Consider the following 17855-nt stretch of genomic DNA (forward strand, 5'->3'; position numbering starts at 1 on the left):
CACTTGGGGTGGGTGACTCACTTGGGGTGGGCGGAATCTCCTGGGCTGTATTGGTCAAAGTAATCTGAGAGTTAGCGGTCGTCTCACTCGAAATCTGAATTGTGGCAGTCTTGCCGTCCTCAGAAATGGTAGCTCCCGTACCGCTAAAGACAGGGTCACCAAACCTAACATCGGGGACCGGCGGCAGCGTCGGTTCCGACAGGGTCACAATGCTACCCTGAGGCAACGAATCGAATCCTCGAATCTGCTGATCCTTCTTCACCGTTTGAGTGTAGGTGACGCTAGTGCCGTTCTTAACAGCTCCTGGCACCTTCATGGTATTGGGAAAAGCAAAATTTGGGTTTACAGATTTGCTGACATCGATAGTGACAGCAACTTCAAACTCCTGCCCAGCGGGTACCTTGCCAACAGCGTCGCCAGCAACGCGTTTGGTCAGCGCGAATGAACCGCGGTCAACACCCTGGATAGTTCCCGATGCACCATCACGGCGAACCACGGTGGTAGACACGTTCTTTTCAAGACCGGTTGCCTTGTTGCTGACGGGGACGTCAAAAGGAATCGGACCTTCACCTGAATACTGGGTTCTGTAGGTAACCGAGATATTCCGGTCAACAGTCCATCCACCGTCTGGGGCATAGAGCGTGATAGTCATGCTCTTCTTATCAGCTGAGATTTGATAGTCAGTTTTGACAGAAGTTTCAACCCTGTAGTCATCAAGTTCAGTCAAAAGACCGCGCACATTTACCCGGGAAGCGTTGAATTCATGAGGCCCTTCGAGAGTGTCCACGATGGTTATGGGGGCAGTTGAGCCAATCAGGTTGTTGTTGCGCAGGTAGTCTGACCCGATGTAGATCTGCCAGCCAAAGGTGCGATTAGTGTTATCGAGAGAAAGCCAGCCGTTCTTGGCGCTTTGCTTATACATGGGCTGGTAGGGAACAGCAATCTTGCCGACTCCCTCCCCCTTGGGGCCCGTCAGTGTGACGGTTTCAACCGTAGGGGTACCATCAACCGTAACGGTGATGGGAAACTGATTAGTTTGCGAGGTGTTGCTGAAAGAAACTCTGACGTTCACAGAACCTTTGACGTTGTCTTTTCCAGCAAAATTCCCGTTAAATACACAGGTTACGCGCGATTTAGTTGCTCCACTAATAGACGCAACTGTACAGTCGGCACCTACGGTTCCCTGCTCGTCCTTAAGCTCAAATTTTTGAGCGGTTCCGTTGAATTCAGCGGGTAGCTCAAGGCTAAATGTTTGGCCGGCTGTCACCCCGTTGGGGGCGCTCCAGTCAAAGGAGAGCGTGCCCAGGCTGTAGATATTTACGTTTCCAGCACCGGTAACAGAGTCAGCTTTAGCAGTGATATTTGAAATCGTTACAGAGCTATCTTGCTCTTGGGCAGTAGCAATGTTAATACTTGGTACTGCCACCCCTAGTGTGATGAGTATTGCGAGGATGCTTCTCACAAGCATCAACCGTCTGAATCTTTGCGACATTCAGTTCTCTCTTTCAGGTAGAAGATGACAGCTTCTACCAGTGTGCGATGTGATTAAAATATATGGCCTCCCGTTTGGGGGAACTTATTCACGATTCCAGCGAGAAGCACGCGCAATAGAAAACCCTGCTGGCTTTCACTGCACGTGCCCTAGAGAACCGAACCCTTTTGAATAAGTCTTGGGTGCCATAAAATGTGTGGGGCGCTATCTAGCATACATCGCTTTATACAGCCCAAAACGCAAAGAAACACTGAATCTTAAGAAGAGCAAAGCCAAGAGCACCTTTTACCGAAAGTCCCTCTTGTGCCCGAACCTACCGGCTAAATCTGCACTTTCAAAAACTGGGGTATTCAGGCTTATTCAACTGCCTCTAAAAGTCAATGTCTGCCGGATCGGGGCCAATGCGGCCCTCAGCGGTGGAGAGCGCGTCAATCTTGGAGACCTCGTCACCGGTCAAGGCTACGTTCAGCGACTCAAAGTTAGAGATAATACGCTCAGGAGTCACCGACTTGGGAATAGCCACAATCCCGTGGGAACGATGCCAGGCCAGCACAATCTGAGCCGGGGTCGCTCCGTGAGCCTCAGCGATGTCGGTAATGACAGGGTTTTCGAGCAGGTCGGAGCGATTGCCCAGAGGGCTCCATGCCTCGGTCACAATGCCCAGCTCTGCATGAACCTCACGCAGGTTCTCCTGAGCAAAGTAGGGGTGTAGCTCAACCTGGTGGATAGCGGGGACGACTCCGGTCTCGGCCACAATTTCGCGCAACTGCTCTTCGGGGAAGTTAGAAACACCGATGGACTTGACCTTGCCCTGCTTCTGTAACTCAATGAGAGCCTTCCAGGTCTCAACATAGCGACCAGCTGCAGGCTTGGCCCAGTGAATCAGGAGCAAATCAATGTAGTCAGTTCCCAGGCGCTCCAGGGAGGCCTCAGTAGCGGCGATGGCCTCATCGAAGCCCTGGTCATCGTTCCAGACCTTGGTGGTCAAGAAGATGTCTTCGCGGGCCACGTCGGAGGCTGTAATAGCCTTTCCTGTGCCCTCTTCGTTGCCGTAGATCTTGGCGGTGTCGATGTGGCGGTAGCCAGCGTCAAGGGCCAGACCAACAACCTTCTCGGCGGTGTCGTTTTCAACCTGCCAGACGCCGTACCCCAGCTGCGGGATGCTGTTGCCGTCGTTGAAGGGGAGCAGAGGGGATTCAGTCATGACGTTTCCTTTCGCGTTTACACGGTCACGGTACCACTCTATCCCCACAGGCTGAGCACCCCCAGACTGTTCGGTAGGGGTGAACGGTAGGGTGGGTGCCCGTGCAAGGTCAGGCCAAGTAGGCCGGGCCCGGTGACCTGCGGGCCGCTCTGAGCTGAGGGTGCGCTGGCTCTTCTTAACGGCGGCGGTTGTTTTTGCGGGCCTTGGGCGCCGGTTCTTTTAAGAGCAGGGAGAGGGAGATGCGTTGGCGGGCGGAATCAGCTTCAACCACACGTACCCTCACCACCTCACCGGATTTGACGATGGTGTGAGGGTCTGAGACGAAGCTTTCGCTCATCTGAGAAACGTGGACGAGGCCGTCCTGGTGAACCCCAATATCAACGAAGGCGCCGAAGGCCGCCACGTTAGAGACGGTACCTTCAAGAATCATACCGGGGGCTAGGTCATTGATGCTCTCGATACCTTCGGCAAAGACGGCTGTGCGGAAGGTGGGGCGGGGGTCGCGGCCGGGTGCCCCGAGTTCGGTCAGAATATCGGTCACGGTGGGCAGACCCACAGAGTCGGTCACAAAGTCAGCTGGCGTGAGGGCTACCAGAGCACCGGCGGGCACGCGGTTGCCCTCAAAACCACCCGCTGCGGCCACCATCTGGCGGGCAACGTCGTAGGATTCGGGGTGTACGCCGGAGGCATCCAGGGGCTCGTCTCCGCCCACGATACGGACGAAACCGGCTGCCTGCTCGTAGGCCTTGGGGCCCAGCCGGGGCACCCTGAGCAGGTCTGCGCGGCGGCTAAAGGGGCCGTGGGTATCGCGGTAGGCCACAATGTTCTCGGCCACTGTGCGAGTAAGACCTGCGACGCGAGCGAGCAGCGCCGGTGAAGCCGAGTTGACGAGCACACCGACGGCGTTAACGCAGTCTTCGACCACGCCGTCTAAGGCGCGGGAGAGGGCTGCGGGCGACACGTCGTGCTGGTATTGGCCCACGCCGATTGACTGGGGGTCAATTTTGACCAGCTCTGCCAAAGGATCCTGCAGGCGGCGGGCAATAGAAACAGCCCCGCGCAGGGAGACATCCAGGTCGGGAAGCTCAGCTGACGCCAGCTCTGAGGCGGAGTAGACCGAGGCACCTGCCTCAGAAACCACGACCTTTTGCACCCCGCGCACACCGCGAGCAGCAAGACGTTTAAGAAGCTCAGATGCCAGCCTGTCGGTTTCGCGGCTGGCAGTTCCGTTGCCAATGGCAATCAACTCAACCCCGTGGGCGACCACCAGTTCTTCGAGAGTGTTTAGAGCACCGCCCCAGAGGTGACGCGGCGCGTGCGGGTAGATGGCGGTGGCGGCCAGCACCTGGCCGGTTGCCCCAACCACAGCCACCTTCACCCCCGTGCGCAGGCCCGGATCAAGCCCCAGCGTAGGGCGGGAACCAGCGGGAGCCGCCAGCAGTAGGTCGCGCAGATTGGAGGAGAATACGGCAATAGCGTCCTGCTCTGCCTGCTCAAAAAGTTCGGTACGCACCTCCGCCGCCAGACGGGGCAGCAGGCGCTGACGCCAGGCCACGCGCACGGTCTTAGCCAGCCAACCGACCACCATGGTTTCGTCCGAGACCGTGTTCAGCACCTGCGCGCCAATGCCCAGGGCCTCAGCAACGGTTCGTTCATACCAGCTTCGCTCACGCTCGTACTCTTCGGCCAGAATCTCTGCGGCCTCCCGCGCCGCCCCCCTGAGGGCAGACCTGGGCGGGGGCACCACGTCCACATCAAAACTGACCTTAACCGCACCCGCCTTCTCGGCCCGCAGCAGGGCTAGCACCCGGTGGGAAGGAATACGGCGTATCTCCTCGCTGAACTCGAAGTAGTCACTGAACTTTGCCCCGGCCTCCTGTTGCCCGGGTACCAGGCGTGAGGTAATCACGCCGCGGCGGTGCAGGCGCTCACGCAGGGTCTCTGACAGGGCAGTGTCGGTCAGGGCCTGATCGATCAGCAGGGCACGAGCACCTTCTAAGGCGCTCTCGACAGAAGAGACCGTGCCCTCGACGGTGCCGGGTTCGGCATCGGCCAGCTCAGGTTCCACATAGGCGCTGGCAATATCGGCGGTAGGGGCAAAGGGTACTTCGAGCAGGTCCTCAACCAGGGAGTCCAGCCCGGCCTCCCACGCCAGAAAGGCCAGGGTCTTGCGTCTGGTCTTGTGTGGGGCGTATAGAGCCTCCAGTTCGTTCTTGGTGGGGGCGGCCCCAAGCGCCGCAGCCAGCTCGTCGGTGAGCAGGGCACGTTCGTGCAGGGTGGCAAGGACGGCCGCGCGCCGCTCCTCTAGTTCACGCAGGTAGCGCAGCCGTTCGGCCAGGGTACGTAGCTGCACGTCGTCGAGGCTCCCGGTGGCTTCTTTGCGGTAGCGGGCGATAAAGGGTACAGTGGCGCCCTCATCCAGCAGGCGGATGGCGGCATTCACCCGGTGGGGGCTCACACCGAGTTCACCGGCGATGCGGTCTTCAACCGGTGGGAGCGGGGCGGCGGTAGCGGGGGCCGAGGGCTCATGTGTCATAGTTTCTAGTTTCTCATTAAGCGCTCCTCCCCTAACCACCGGGGTATCGTTGCCGGGCCCAGTGACCCCGGGGTGTGAAGGCCCGGGTCTGGCCCGCCTAGTCATGTACGTGTAATAGTTACGTTGACTGTGGTCACGAGACGGTTGCACACCCTAAAGTGGTAATCATCGATAATCGATATTGACCTACCCGTCTTGCCTTTGGAGAACCACCGTGCCAGATGCACCCGATGCTGTTTATGAAGACTTCTGTGAGCGCTACGATTCTTTATTCACCGGACTAGCGCGTATGAGGTGGACTGTGTCTGAAGCAACGCAACGTGTCATTGTGCTTTACCCGAATATCGATCGGGAGATACTCTCACGTGCCCTGAATTCGGGGCGGTGGGTGTTTGAGGGCCGCAGGGAGCAGACCCTGTCGAATGTGCTGATGGCATCAGCGATTTGGTACGCGATAGCAGTAACCTATGATTTTGATCCTGATAGCGAGTACGCGGCGACCGGGCTAGATCCGACGATTATTCAGGATTTACCGCGCATGCTGGAGACCTTCGCTGTACCTGCCGATACGATTGCAACGATTCTGGGGCGCATCGGTGCCGCCCTCAGGTACATGGCGGAGCACCCCTACACGGAGCTTGACGAGCAGACCTACGACGACTTTTTAGCGCAGCTACCTGCTGAAATTTCGCATATTTCGCGCGATGATTTCACCTGGCCCCCTTCGCGTGCCCTCATAGAGGATCGCCTGGGTGACCGCTCCTGGGCTCGAGCCCTCCTCAAAGTGGGGGCCTGCCCGCCGAACGCCCAGCAGCTGGGTGCGGCGCTCTCCGCATCGAGCCTCACCGATCGTGCTTTCCGCAATGCACTCGGTGACTTTCTTTCTTTCTGTATCCGCCACGACCGTAAACCCTCGGTTCTGCTCTACGGTTCGTGGGCTGAGGACGCAGCGCGTACCGGCCGAGTCCCACACCTGGGAGCGGTGCGAGCTAAGTACGGTTCCTGGCACCAGGCTCTGAATGTGGGGCGGCGGATGATTAACGACGCCTTGAATATATCGAGTTCAGCCGCCCTACCCGCCCGTTCAGTGGTGGATCAAAGCTCCGATACCACCGAGCCTCTCAACATTGAAGATATTCAGGCCCAGGGTATCGGCGTGGTTCGCCCTAAACCGCTGAACGATAGCGAACGCACCGCCCGCGCATGGGAGCAGCTCACGGGCATCCTAGAACAGCGCCTCGAAGAACTGCCGTGGAGCCTTTCGCTACGTCTCTACTACATTTCACCTGAGGTGGTAGAGACCGGTGATTACACCAACTATGTGAGTATTCTTCGCTCCCCTGCCGGGTATTTTTGTGAGCTGACCTCACCTGAGGAGTTCGAGAGTATCGACCTGTCTTTGCGTACCGAGGTACTTGAGGCCCAGGGGTGGACGGCTCCCGCAACAGGTGGCCGCTGGACACGCAACTTCCTCTCGGTAGCCGACGCCGCCCAGGGGATTATCGCCGCCATGCACGACGGCATGGGGTGCACCCACCCCGACTTTTACCAGTCCGATGACCCGACGGTGAGCCCGGCTGTTAACGTGGCCCACCCTGGCACCGGTTCCATCCCGATGGTTCCGGTCACCGGCAAGGAGTATGTGGTCGTCGAAGACTTTAGCTAGCGCCCCTTAGGGGCACTAGAATGGGTGCTCTATGATGAGCACCAGAAACCGTGGCAGTAGCCTACCAGTCCCGACAGACCGGCAGATTCGCGCAGGCGTCCGTTGGTTTGCGGGTATACCGCCGCAGCTACGTCGGGCTCTCGTGCTGGCTCTCGCACTGGCTACCCTCCTCACCGGTATCTTCTGGCTAGCAGCCCATAACTGGAGTGTGCGCTCAGCTCTCGACGCTCTCCGGGGTGGTTCAGGGCCCGCTGTGAGCACCGGGTTCGCTGGGTCGGGTGTTGAGACCTACTCCACGGCCGCTGAGGTTCTCACAACCCTGACCGTCGCTGAACCCAGCGCCACGAGCAAGTACAAGCGCGCGGCCTTCGGCCAGCCCTGGGAGGATATTGATCACAACGGGTGCGATCAGCGCAACGACATCCTGTCTCGCGATCTCAGCGATGTGACAACCAGTGAGCGGTGCTTCGTGCTCACCGGAGCCTTCACCGACCCCTATACCGGCCAGTTCATTGACTTCATGCGCGGGCCCAAAACCAGTGAGGCAATTCCGATTGATCATGTGGTGGCCCTCTCTAACGCATGGAACTCCGGTGCTTCGGAGTGGTCGGCCGAGCAGCGTGTGCTTTTTGCCAACGACCCACTCAATCTGCAAGCGGCAAGCCAGGCCTCAAACACCGAAAAATCAAATCGGGGTGCAGATACCTGGCTCCCCCGGCCCGCCTACCGCTGCGAATACGTAGCCCGGCAGATTTCGGTCAAGGCCGCCTACCAGCTGACCGTCACCGGGGCCGAGAAAAAAGCCATGGCTCAGGCCCTCTCAGCCTGCCCTGACCAGCCCGCCTACCGCTCGTCCTTTGCTGGCACCTCACCCTCAGAGTCCCGGTCACCTGGTTGAAATATCTAAACGCGGCGGCCCATCAGAGCTAAGGTGAAGAACAGCACGCAAACCTGTACGGGGAGGGTAGATGACCGGCACCTTTGAGGGCTACCGTAGCGGTAGCCGCGAATACCGCCGACTTCTCATTGCCATGTTCGCGGCCGGTGTGGCTACCTTTGCCCAGCTCTATTCACCGCAACCGCTTATCCCTGAAATAGTCCGTGACCTGAGGGTCAGCGCAGATCAGGCAGCCCTTACCATGTCGTGTGCCACCGCAGGCCTGGCCCTGTGCACCCTGTTCTGGGCCTGGGCCGCTGACCGGTTTGGTCGAATACGCACCATGACTGTGGCTATCAGCGGAGCTACCGTTCTGGGTCTCCTCAGCCCCTGGGTTAGTCTCTACCCGCTGATGCTCACCCTACGCACGCTCGAAGGGGCCTTCTTGGGTGGAGTTGCTGGGTTGGCGGTAGCGGTCATTGTATCTGAGGCCCACCTCTCAGTGCGCACTCAGGCCGCAGGCCTTTATATCTCGGGGACCAGTATTGGTGGGCTCGCGGGCCGCGTCATTGCTGGCCCGCTCTCTGAGGTCGTGCCCTGGCGGTTGGCTATGTTCGCGGTCTCTTTGATCGGTCTTATCGCTGCTATTCTTTTCATCGTGCTTATGCCACCCTCCCACGACAGGGTAGCACCGACACCTACCGGGCAGGGCCTGCCGCCAGCACCTGGCGGTACAGGCAACCAGCGCGGAAGCACAGCACATAAGACTCAGCAGCTCTTCACCAGCCTGCCCATGCTTGCGCTGTTTACCGCAGGATTTGCGCTCATGGGTTCTTTGGTGAGTATTTACAACTACATCGGCTTTAAGTTACAGGCCGAGCCCTACAACCTGTCTCAGCTTCTGCTCTCCCTCATTTTTTTGATGTACCTCTTTGGAACGTTTTCATCGAGCTTTGGGGCCAGGCTGGCGCAGAGGCTGGGCTTAAAGAAGGTGCTTCTTGCCTCATGTTTGATCATGGTGGTGGGCATCCTTTTGACCCTGGCTACTGCGCTGCCGGTGGTCATTGCAGGGTTAGCTGTACTCACCACGGGTTTCTTTGCGGCCCATGCTATTGCATCGGGCTGGTCTGGGTCGCTGGCGATTAGCGCAAAGACGCAGGCAACGGCCCTCTACAATTCTTTCTACTATGCCGGCTCTGCCCTCGTAGGGTGGGTGACCGGCCTCATCCTCACGCACACAGGCTGGCCCGCAACAGCTCTCACCTGCGCGGGTCTCCTCCTCGTGTCTGCGCTCTTCTCGGCCCTTGTTTTGCCGAACAAAGACTAGCTTAGTGAGGCCTATTTTTGGCTTTTCCCTCTGCACGGGCCATCAGGGTTTGGCCGCGATTCCTTTGGTAGATCAGCGACCAACCAGCCCCCAGCAGGGCGTACCAGACGGGCATAACAATTAGAGCCTGGCGGGTATCTTCGTACATGAAGAGCAGAACAACGACGCCCACGAAGAAAGCCAAAACCACGTAGCAGGTGGCAACGCCGCCGGGTAGCTTATATACAGAAGCTTCGTGCAGCTCAGGGCGGGTTTTACGGTAGAGGATGTAGGCGATCATAATCAGCGACCAGGTAACCACCGTCAGCACCGACGCGACCGTGGTCACCAGGGTGAAAGCCGCAATCAGGGAGTCACCCGCGTAGAGCAGAATCAGGCCCGAGAACAGCAGGACGGTGGTCAAGAACAGGCCGTTACGGGGCACACCGTTCTTAGATAGTCTCCCAAAGACGCTGGGGGCGCTACCGTTCTGGGCCAGGCCGTAAATCATACGGGAGGTTGAGAAAATCCCTGAGTTGGCGGACGAAGTAGCGGAGGTGAGCACCACAAAATTGACCAGGTGCGCGGCAAAGCCCAGACCAGCCAGGCTGAACATTTCAACGAAGGGGCTCTGCTCAGGGTTGATGTTACGCCAGGGGGTGACCATAAGAATCACGGCGAGAGTGAGCACGTAGAAGATGATGATGCGGACGGGCACCGCGTTGATAGCCCGGGGCAGGGTCTTGGTGGGGTCTTTGGTCTCAGCTGCCGTGGTTCCAATGAGCTCAGCTCCTAAGAAGGCGAAGATACCGATTTGGAAGGCGGCAAAGAAACCTGCTGCTCCCATGGGGAAGAAGCCCCCGTCGTTCCAAAGGTTGGCTATGGAGGCGCGATCACCGTTGGGGGAAGTAAAGCCAGCCACCACCATGACCAGGCCGACGATGATGAGCAGGACGATCGCAACGATTTTAATCAGGGCGAACCAGAATTCGATTTCACCAAAGTTTTTTACGCTGGGCAGATTGAGCGCCAGGAGCAGGCCAATGAGGCAGAGCGCCGGAATCCAGGCGGGCAGGTTCGGCCACCAGAAGTGAACATAACTGGTAATCGCGATAATGTCAGCTACACCGATAACGACCCAGGTAAACCAGTACGACCAGCCCATCACAAAGCCCACGGTGGGGCCCAAGATATCGGTGATGAAGTCGTTGAAGGTCTTGTAGTTCAGGTTAGAGAGCAGGAGTTCGCCCATGGCACGTAGCACCAGGAAGATGACGGAGCCGATGATGGCGTAGACCAGCAGTAGCGAGGGGCCAGCAAGAGAAATCGTCTTACCCGAGCCCATAAACAGGCCGGTGCCGATAGCACCACCAATTGCGATGAGCTGAATATGTCGATTCGAGAGTCCACGTTGCAGGCTTTCGGTAGCCTGCGGTGTGGAGTGGTTGTGCTCAGCTACTGCCAAGTCAATCTCCTTGGGGTCAGGGCCTTATCTGAAGTGGGTGCCGGTACTCAATCCGCTACAGGAGCCGATGAGCCGAAGGTTTCGAGCCTGTCTTTTGTTACAGCCAGGTCAAGTCTAGCCCGTCTAGCGGGCAGATTTTTCGCGCGGTGCGCCCCTGTGCCACCTTCCAAGGTGGCGTAGCCTGCGTGGTGGCATCTTCGTACCGGGCACTGTTCAGGGTAGACTGTTTACGCAGAAAATATTTAAGGGGTCGGCCACAGCCGCCCCAATCAGAAAGGACACCCCCATGCCCAAGCTTTCAAACGCAGCCCTCCGTCTCACAGCAGGTGCCCTGATTCTTGATTCAGGCATCAACAAGCTCTCCATGGACGAGGGCACCTACGGCCACCTCAAGGGCATGGCCGCCAACGGCGTCCCCCAGGTCAACAAGCTCTCCGACAAGCAGTTTGGCAAGACCCTAGCCACCAGCGAGACCCTGCTGGGTGCAGCCCTGCTGACCCCTTTCGTCCCCGCCAAGCTGGCAGGCCTGGGCCTCACCGCCTTCTCCGCTGGCCTGCTAAGCATGTACTTCAACATTGATTCCCTAACTAAGGATGACGGTGTGCGCCCCACCCAGGAAGGCACCGCCATGGCCAAGGACATCGTACTGCTCGGCGCCGGCCTGGCGCTGCTTTTCTCGTCCAAGAAGAAGTAAAGTTCCACCTGACCAACAGCTTGCAGACTAGCGCCCGGCACCCCTTCAGGAGCCGGGCGCTAGTCTGTAAGGTCACACTGCACGCTACTGCATCATGATAGTTTAGTGGGAGCTGACGCACCCTACGAAAGATTCAGAGCATGGGCTCTCTGCAGCAGATACTCGACTCCCTCAACGCCTTCATCTGGGGCCCCTGGCTCCTGCTCCCCCTCCTGGTGGGTACGGGCATTTTCCTCACCGTCCGGTTGGGGTTCGTCCAGTTACGCCTCTTCACTAAAGCGATGAGCCTGCAATTTGGGCGGCGGTCCCGGCAGCAAGGAGCCACCGGCGATATCTCTTCCTTCCAGGCCATGAGCACCGCGCTCGGTGCCACCGTGGGCACCGGCAACATCGTGGGTGTTGCGCTTTCCCTCAGCATCGGCGGGCCCGGTGCTCTCTTCTGGATGTGGGTCACCGCCATTGTCGGAATGGCCTCTAAATACGCCGAATGCTTTCTCGGCGTCCGGTTCCGCCATCGAGACAAGATGGGAGAGCTCACCGGAGGCCCCCAGGCCTACCTCCAGCGGGGCATTCCCAACCGCTTCGGCAAGTTCCTAGCTACCGCCTTCGCGCTCTGCTGTGTGTTCGCCTGTTTCGGTATCGGCAACATGACCCAGGCCAACGCCATCTCCGCCAACCTAGCGCACTCTTTCGCGGTCCCTCCCCTAGCGACCGCCGTCGTCCTTGCGCTCGGAACGGCAGTTGCCCTCCTCGGCGGTATTCAAGCCGTCTCTAGGGTCGCCTCCTACTGCGTCCCCCTGATGATCTTGCTTTATCTGGGCTTCGGCACCTACATTGTGGCGGTCAACGCCCAGATGCTCCCCGAAGCTCTGGGGATGATTTTGCGCGGGGCTTTCACCGGCGAGGGAGCGGCCGGTGGAGCAATAGGCTCTGGCATGATTTTTGCCATGCAGGTCGGCGCTCAGCGCTCTCTCTTCTCCAACGAATCCGGTATGGGAACAGCCGCTATTCCTGCTTCTATCGCCGCCACCTCACACCCCGTCAGACAGGGGCTGGCCTCTATGACGCAGACTTTCGTTGACACCATCGTCGTGATTTCCATGACCGGCTTTATTCTGCTGACCACCGGCACCTGGAACAGCCAAGACCCGGCCACCGCCGCCTCCCTCGCTTTCAGCACCGGCTTACCGGGTTCCTGGGGTGGCTACGTGGTCACCTTCTGCCTGGTCCTGCTTGGATATTCCACTGTACTCGGCTGGTCCTACTACGGGGAGCGGGCCCTTGAATCTCTTGGGGGTGGGCGTGTGTCAATCACCGTCTACCGGCTACTTTTTGCCCTGATGTGCGGTGTGGGCGCCCTCGCCCCGCTCACCGCCGTCTTTACTTTCTCAGACATCATGAACGGGCTCATGGCTATACCTAACCTCATTGGCCTGCTACTCCTCTCTAGGCTGGTAGCGCGAGAAACCAAGAAGTACCTCACGCACGACCCCCATTTTGAAGCCACCGTCGACACTATCGATAGCTTCATGTACGGGCTACCCGGGGGTCTTGATGCCCAGATTGACCACACGGTTGATCTCAGCCAGCCCAACCCCGCCCTTGAACACCCTGATACCACCCGGCTCAAGGTCCTCACCCAGAGGATACTTGAAGACCACGCAGACTCTCAGGGCGCTCCCCCACACCACCGTGCAGGGGCGGAGCACACTCATGCGGTAGGCCTCCCACTAGCCACCGGCACGCTACCCATTATTCACAAATCAAGACCAACCTTTGGCACTCCAACGGACCACCGGAGCACTGAGCCCCAGAGCGAAGCTGGCCACTGAGATATATTTCAAAGGTGGTCAGGCACCCCGGGCTCAGAGCGGAGCCGCTGGCCCCATTGAGCTCCAGCCCGGCAAGCTGTGGTTAAGGGACTTCTGAATAAGCCTCTATAATGAATGTTTTGCACTCGCATGCCCACTGTCTCAAGAGCGTGGGCACCGGCGGCGCTTAGAGTTTCCGCGCGCGCTGGCTATCTTGCAACCCCTACTAAGGAGCGTTATGGAAACCCACAAGCAGAAACAGGATCTGGCAGCTAAGGCCGAGCGGGCGGCTACGGGCGAAGATCTGACCGCTCCCGTCCCAGAGAAGTTCCACCGGCAACCCTATTCCTTCGTGCGCCGCGGAGACCGTCTCACCGCCCGCCGCCAGAAGGCCTGGGACGCCTACGCTCCCACCCACGTGCTCGATTTACCTCGAAGCATCGGTGACACCTCGGTTGCAGAAGGCGCCATCTTTGACCAGCAGGCCCTCTACGGGCGCACAGGCGCCCCTCTTGTTGTTGAGATTGGCTCCGGCTTGGGTGAGGCTATCGTCCACCGCGCCGCCCAGGTTCCCGAAGCCAATTTCTTGGCCGTTGAGGTATATACGCCCGGCATCGCCGATCTACTACTCAAGATGGCACAGGCCGGGGTGGAGAACGTCCGCGTGGCCCAGGCCAACGCGCCTGAACTGCTGGATCATCTGCTTGAAGAAAACTCCGTCGATGAACTCTGGGTCTTCTTCCCTGACCCCTGGCACAAGGCCCGCCACCACAAGCGCCGCCTCATCTCCCCGGCCTTCGCTGACAAGGTGGCCCGCGTGCTCAAGCCCGGCGCTGTCTGGCGCCTAGCCACCGACTGGGAGGAGTACGCCCTGGTCATGCGCGAGGTACTGGAGGCCCACCCCGACTTCACCAACGCTCACGCCGGTGAGGGGGCAACGGAAGAAGACCCCACCGGCGGCTGGGCGCCACGATGGGACGGTCGCGTCATCACCAGTTTTGAGCGTAAAGCCGGTGAGGCAGGCCGCCGGGCCCATGACCTAACCTTCATCCGCGTTTAGGGCGGAGAGTCTTCTCAGCTCCCTTGTGCGCTCAAAAAGTGGCCGGTTTTCTCACCGCAGGTAGTGAGAAAACCGGCCGCTTCTGGTTGTTTGCAAGGGCCCTGCCCGGCGCCCTCTCTTGGTGTTCCCTATTGGGTATTAACGGGAGCGCTAAAGACCTGGGTGGGAGGCGTCTGCGCGTTCTGCTGAGCTGCATCTTCTGGCTCGGTTACACCCGCTGCGGTCTGGCCGCCTTCTTCCTCCCGGGCCTGGTTCTCGCTACCGGTCTCGTCGCTCTGCTTAACCAGTGAAAGATCGAACTCAAGGGTAATCTTATCGGCCACCATGACACCACCGCTATCGAGCACCTGGTTCCATTTCAGACCCCAGTCTTTACGGTTGATGCGGCGGTTGCCTTCTAGCCCGGCACGCACATTGCCAAAGGAATCTTCGTTAATACCGGTCAGTTCGAGCGGAATAGAGATAGCCCGAGTAATTCCGCGAATGGTGAGGTTGCCGGTGACAATAAACGCACCCTCATCGATTTCGTCAATGGTCGTCGATGTAAAGGTGATGGTGGGGTACTTCTCAACATCGAAGAAATCAGAATTCTTCAGGTGGGCGTCACGGTCGCTACTACGGGTTTCAATGCTGTCAACTTGAAGCACAATGTCTACGGTGCTCTCGCCTAGCCCTGCGTCTTTGATGACAGCCTTACCTTCAAACTGGCCGAATTCACCGCGCACCTTGGTGACCATGGCATGACGAGCAGAGAACCCAAAACGGGAGTGCTGTGCGTCTACCTCCCACGTACCGATGAAATCTAAATTCATGACTTACAATTCTTTCGTTTCAGGGCTCATGCTTGACTGCAACTCTATGGGCTAGGGCGCCTGATGCACCGCGCAACCCCGCGCGCCGCCCCTTGTAGGGAGCCACGCACGTCGTGGAAGTTGCCTTATGAGAAGTCTAAGCTGTTTTTCCCCTTGATGTAAATCTATCGAGACACATGAAGCATAAGATAGGACAATTCACCAATGCCTGCCCGACTCTCCAACACAGTGTGAGCGGCCCTGAACCGGGCAGTTCGTGGTGGTCAGGTCGCCCTACCTATCGGCCAGCGGCAGCACGGTCGCGCCCGGTTCAGTGGCAGGCGTCCCCTTAGGTGCGCGAACTCTACCGCCCCTCAGCCAGTAGCTCACGCACACGCGGTAGCACCTTAGTGCCGTACAGTTCAATGGAGTTCATGGAGTACTCGTGGGGCAGGGGGCCGTTAGAGTACTTGAGGTCAAAACGATTGATGCCGAGCGCCTTGGCGGTATCTGCAATCTTCTGGGCGACGGTTTCGGGTGAACCCACATAGAGGGCACCCTGCTCAACTTCATGCTCAAACTCGCGCTCCCCCGCCGGGCCCCAGCCGCGCTCGGCGCCAATCTTATTGCGCCCGGCAATCCAGTGCTCGCGCAGCTGATTGCGAGCCTCTTCGTCGGTGTCAGCGATATGGCCGGGTGAGTGTACAGCGATAGGCAACGTGCCATTGCCCAGCTGCTCGTTGGCACGGCGGTAGAGGTCGGTGTAGGGCTTGAAGCGCTCGGCGGGGCCGCCAATAATGGCGAGCATGAGCGGGGTCTTATACTGGGCGGCTCGGGCAACGGATTCGGGGCTACCACCCACAGCCAGCCAGTGCTTGAGAATGCCCTCGGTCTTGGGGTAGATCTCCTGGTTGACCAGGGGCTGGCGGTTGCCGGGCTTCCAGTTGAGGGGTTCTTGGGTGATGATTTTGGTGAAGAGGTCGAACTTCTCAGAGAAGAGGGAGTTGTAGTCTTCGAGTTTGTATCCGAAGAGGGGGAAGGATTCGGTGAAGGAGCCACGGCCCAGTACGGCTTCGGCGCGGCCGCTACTGAGGGCGTTGATGGTGGCAAAGCGCTGGTAGACGCGGATGGGATCGTCCGATGAGAGGACGGTGACGGCTGAGCCCAGGTGGATGCGTTCGGTGCTGGTGGCTAGGCCCGCCAGGATGGTGTCGGGGGCTGAGACAGCGAAGTCGGGGCGGTGGTGCTCACCGATGCCGAAGAAGTCGACGCCCACGCGGTCGGCCAGTTGCCCCTGCGCAAGGACGTTGCGGATCACCTGGGCCTGGTGCAGGCGGTTACCTGCCAGGTCGGCAGTGGTGTCGCCGAAGGTGTCAAGCCCCATCTGGAAGGCGGTCTTATCGACGCTGGGCAGGCTGGGTCGCAGGTCGGGGGCGGTGCTGATACTGGTCATGATAGTTACCTTTCGGTGCCGTGTTTTTCGTGTACAGGAGGTTCAACACCACCCCAAATTACTTTATTCCGAAAGTTTTGTGGGGCTATACAGTGCCTTTCAATAACTATCCGCCAGCAATACTTTTCAAGAAGACTCCGGGAGAAACCAAGGAAGCAGAATACCCAGAAGCTTCCGAGACTCATGCTGGATTACTTTTCTTTGGTTTTGCGACAGAATCAACTCGTCAATAAAAGGATCAGAAGCCCACACACAGCTAAGACTTAAAACTGACTGCAAATTTGAGACCCACACCGGAGGCGCACTCCCTTGCACAGCTCGCTGCTCATAGGCTGTTACAGCATCGTTCAGACATTCAAACCAAGCATCAGGAAGGGTATCAGGAGAACCCAGCAGAACAACTATTACCGCCCGCACGACTCGGGCGTCCTCCTGCTGTACCCAGGCCATATCGGAGCTAACCAGTCTTTGCGCCAGAACCCCAAGGACTTCATCGGCTGTTGCGATACCAGCAGAAGCACATTCGGCTAGACAATCGGCACCGTGAGCAATCGCGTGTAGCCAGCCCAGTTGGGAATCATACCCGCGAGTATCTTTCTCGCCGAGGTGCCAGCGGCGGCAGGCTTCAAAGACGGAACGGTTGTGAGCCCCCGCTTGAATCGTCCAACGGAGAATCAGAGGGGCAAACGCTCTTGCTTGAATTTGAGAGTGTTCGAAGTACCCTATCGCAGTGGCTTGTATGTCTGGTAGAGATGAATCCCACTGTCCCGAGAGGATGCCCTGAGCCAGTTCTTCGTAAGCCCAACCATCTCTTACAGTCGGGTCAGGACTAGTCATTGCAGTAAGTAGTTCGTTCAGAGTATGCGCCACCGAGGGGTTCTCCTCCACTCTGCTCATACGCCCTTTCGGCTATCTAACTACTTTCACATTCTATGTAGTTTCATCTCGAGAGCGAAGGACATAAAGAAACGCCTGCCCCACTAGTCTTCTCTAGCCATATTTTTAATGTAGCGATGGTTGCCATCTGCGCGAATCTCTTTCGCGCTGATGGCAACCATCGCTACAGTCAAGACCTAGGGGCGGGTTTAGCGGGGCCGGTAGAGCACCACGGCCTGGGAGGAGGTGCGGGGTGCGGGGCGCTTGCCCCGTGCCAGGTGCACAGCCCCACCGGAGGTTCCAGCAGCAAAGATGCGAGCCCCCTCCTCTACACGGGCTCGAAGCGCCTCGTTCTCTGCCTGTAGCTCCTTGAGGCGGGCGCGCTGAGCGTCAACCTGGTGTTCGAGCTCCATGATGCGTCTGATACCCTCAAGGGAGACACCGGCCTGCGATAGCTCCTGAACCTCCTGAAGTTTCTGCACGTCGCGTTCAGAGTAGCGGCGGGCGCGGCCCGGAGCACGTTGGGGTTGCACCAGCCCCAACCTGTCGTACTGGCGTAACGTCTGCGGATGCATACCCGCCAGCTCCGCAGCTACCGAAATCACAAAGACCGGGCGGTCAGAT

The 17855-nt window shown here is 58.7% G+C and carries 13 protein-coding genes and 1 pseudogene; 6 read left to right on the forward strand and 8 right to left on the reverse strand.

What is annotated here, in order from left to right:
- The 3 genes from L6966_RS10010 to L6966_RS10020 all read right to left on the reverse strand — a co-directional run.
- Nucleotides 1–1426: Ig-like domain-containing protein (locus L6966_RS10010; protein WP_237233315.1), on the reverse strand; the 1426-nt coding region annotated here is incomplete at its 3' end.
- Nucleotides 1427–1862: 436 nt separating this feature from the next.
- Complete coding sequence (locus L6966_RS10015; RefSeq protein ID WP_083090494.1) at nt 1863–2696, reverse strand: aldo/keto reductase; 834 nt, start codon at nt 2694–2696, stop codon at nt 1863–1865.
- Nucleotides 2697–2871: 175 nt separating this feature from the next.
- Nucleotides 2872–5232, reverse strand: a complete 2361-nt coding sequence (locus tag L6966_RS10020) for a Tex family protein (protein ID WP_237233316.1) — start codon at nt 5230–5232, stop codon at nt 2872–2874.
- Nucleotides 5233–5533: 301 nt separating this feature from the next.
- On the opposite strand from L6966_RS10020, the gene L6966_RS10025 reads away from it, so the two are divergent.
- From L6966_RS10025 to L6966_RS10035, 3 genes are all read left to right on the forward strand, one after another.
- Nucleotides 5534–6898: a TY-Chap domain-containing protein gene (locus L6966_RS10025; RefSeq protein WP_143539024.1), complete on the forward strand. Its 1365-nt coding sequence runs from the start codon at nt 5534–5536 to the stop codon at nt 6896–6898.
- A 31-nt stretch (nt 6899–6929) separates the two neighbouring features.
- On the forward strand, nt 6930–7796 hold the full coding sequence (locus L6966_RS10030; RefSeq protein ID WP_237225049.1) for an HNH endonuclease family protein: 867 nt from the start codon (nt 6930–6932) through the stop codon (nt 7794–7796).
- Nucleotides 7797–7866: 70 nt separating this feature from the next.
- Entirely contained in the window at nt 7867–9102 is a 1236-nt protein-coding gene (locus tag L6966_RS10035) for an MFS transporter (RefSeq protein ID WP_083090497.1), read from the forward strand.
- Nucleotide 9103: 1 nt separating this feature from the next.
- On the opposite strand, the gene L6966_RS10040 is transcribed toward L6966_RS10035, so the two are convergent.
- A complete protein-coding gene (locus tag L6966_RS10040; RefSeq protein ID WP_237233317.1) occupies nt 9104–10546 on the reverse strand; it encodes an amino acid permease in 1443 nt (480 codons plus the stop codon).
- Nucleotides 10547–10832: 286 nt separating this feature from the next.
- Between L6966_RS10040 and L6966_RS10045 the strand changes: the two genes are divergently transcribed.
- The 3 genes and pseudogenes from L6966_RS10045 to trmB all read left to right on the forward strand — a co-directional run bounded on the left by L6966_RS10045 (nt 10833) and on the right by trmB (nt 14111).
- A complete protein-coding gene (locus L6966_RS10045; protein WP_083090499.1) occupies nt 10833–11240 on the forward strand; it encodes a hypothetical protein in 408 nt (135 codons plus the stop codon).
- Nucleotides 11241–11380: 140 nt separating this feature from the next.
- Nucleotides 11381–12805 (forward strand): annotated as a pseudogene (locus L6966_RS10050) (alanine/glycine:cation symporter family protein); the annotation flags it as partial.
- A gap of 484 nt (nt 12806–13289) precedes the next feature.
- On the forward strand, nt 13290–14111 hold the full coding sequence (gene trmB / locus L6966_RS10055; protein ID WP_083090501.1) for a tRNA (guanosine(46)-N7)-methyltransferase TrmB: 822 nt from the start codon (nt 13290–13292) through the stop codon (nt 14109–14111).
- A 128-nt stretch (nt 14112–14239) separates the two neighbouring features.
- Here trmB and L6966_RS10060 read toward each other — a convergent pair whose 3' ends face one another.
- The 4 genes from L6966_RS10060 to L6966_RS10075 form a co-directional block, all read right to left on the reverse strand.
- Nucleotides 14240–14923 carry a YceI family protein gene (locus L6966_RS10060; RefSeq protein ID WP_083090502.1) on the reverse strand — a complete coding sequence of 228 codons (684 nt, stop codon included), beginning with the start codon at nt 14921–14923 and terminating at the stop codon, nt 14240–14242.
- 343 nt (nt 14924–15266) lie between these two features.
- A complete protein-coding gene (locus L6966_RS10065; protein WP_419721892.1) occupies nt 15267–16355 on the reverse strand; it encodes an LLM class flavin-dependent oxidoreductase in 1089 nt (362 codons plus the stop codon).
- A gap of 126 nt (nt 16356–16481) precedes the next feature.
- On the reverse strand, nt 16482–17252 hold the full coding sequence (locus L6966_RS10070; protein WP_237233318.1) for a DUF2785 domain-containing protein: 771 nt from the start codon (nt 17250–17252) through the stop codon (nt 16482–16484).
- 188 nt (nt 17253–17440) lie between these two features.
- Complete coding sequence (locus L6966_RS10075; RefSeq protein WP_237233339.1) at nt 17441–17806, reverse strand: heat shock protein transcriptional repressor HspR; 366 nt, start codon at nt 17804–17806, stop codon at nt 17441–17443.
- Nucleotides 17807–17855: the final 49 nt, after the last annotated feature.

Origin of the sequence: Rothia nasisuis (assembly GCF_928381405.1) — a bacterium.
Taxonomy (GTDB): Bacteria; Actinomycetota; Actinomycetes; order Actinomycetales; family Micrococcaceae; genus Rothia; species Rothia nasisuis.

What these genes read in the sequence shown, in the direction of transcription:
- L6966_RS10045 (WP_083090499.1), top strand. Translation starts at nt 10,833, where the DNA reads ATGCCCAAGCTTTCAAACGCAGCCCTCCGTCTCACAGCAGGTGCCCTG.
- trmB (WP_083090501.1), top strand. Translation starts at nt 13,290, where the DNA reads ATGGAAACCCACAAGCAGAAACAGGATCTGGCAGCTAAGGCCGAGCGG.
- L6966_RS10020 (WP_237233316.1), bottom strand. Translation starts at nt 5,232, where the DNA reads ATGACACATGAGCCCTCGGCCCCCGCTACCGCCGCCCCGCTCCCACCG.
- L6966_RS10065 (WP_419721892.1), bottom strand. Translation starts at nt 16,355, where the DNA reads ATGACCAGTATCAGCACCGCCCCCGACCTGCGACCCAGCCTGCCCAGC.
- L6966_RS10015 (WP_083090494.1), bottom strand. Translation starts at nt 2,696, where the DNA reads ATGACTGAATCCCCTCTGCTCCCCTTCAACGACGGCAACAGCATCCCG.
- L6966_RS10030 (WP_237225049.1), top strand. Translation starts at nt 6,930, where the DNA reads ATGATGAGCACCAGAAACCGTGGCAGTAGCCTACCAGTCCCGACAGAC.
- L6966_RS10060 (WP_083090502.1), bottom strand. Translation starts at nt 14,923, where the DNA reads ATGAATTTAGATTTCATCGGTACGTGGGAGGTAGACGCACAGCACTCC.
- L6966_RS10075 (WP_237233339.1), bottom strand. Translation starts at nt 17,806, where the DNA reads ATGCATCCGCAGACGTTACGCCAGTACGACAGGTTGGGGCTGGTGCAA.
- L6966_RS10035 (WP_083090497.1), top strand. Translation starts at nt 7,867, where the DNA reads ATGACCGGCACCTTTGAGGGCTACCGTAGCGGTAGCCGCGAATACCGC.
- L6966_RS10070 (WP_237233318.1), bottom strand. Translation starts at nt 17,252, where the DNA reads ATGAGCAGAGTGGAGGAGAACCCCTCGGTGGCGCATACTCTGAACGAA.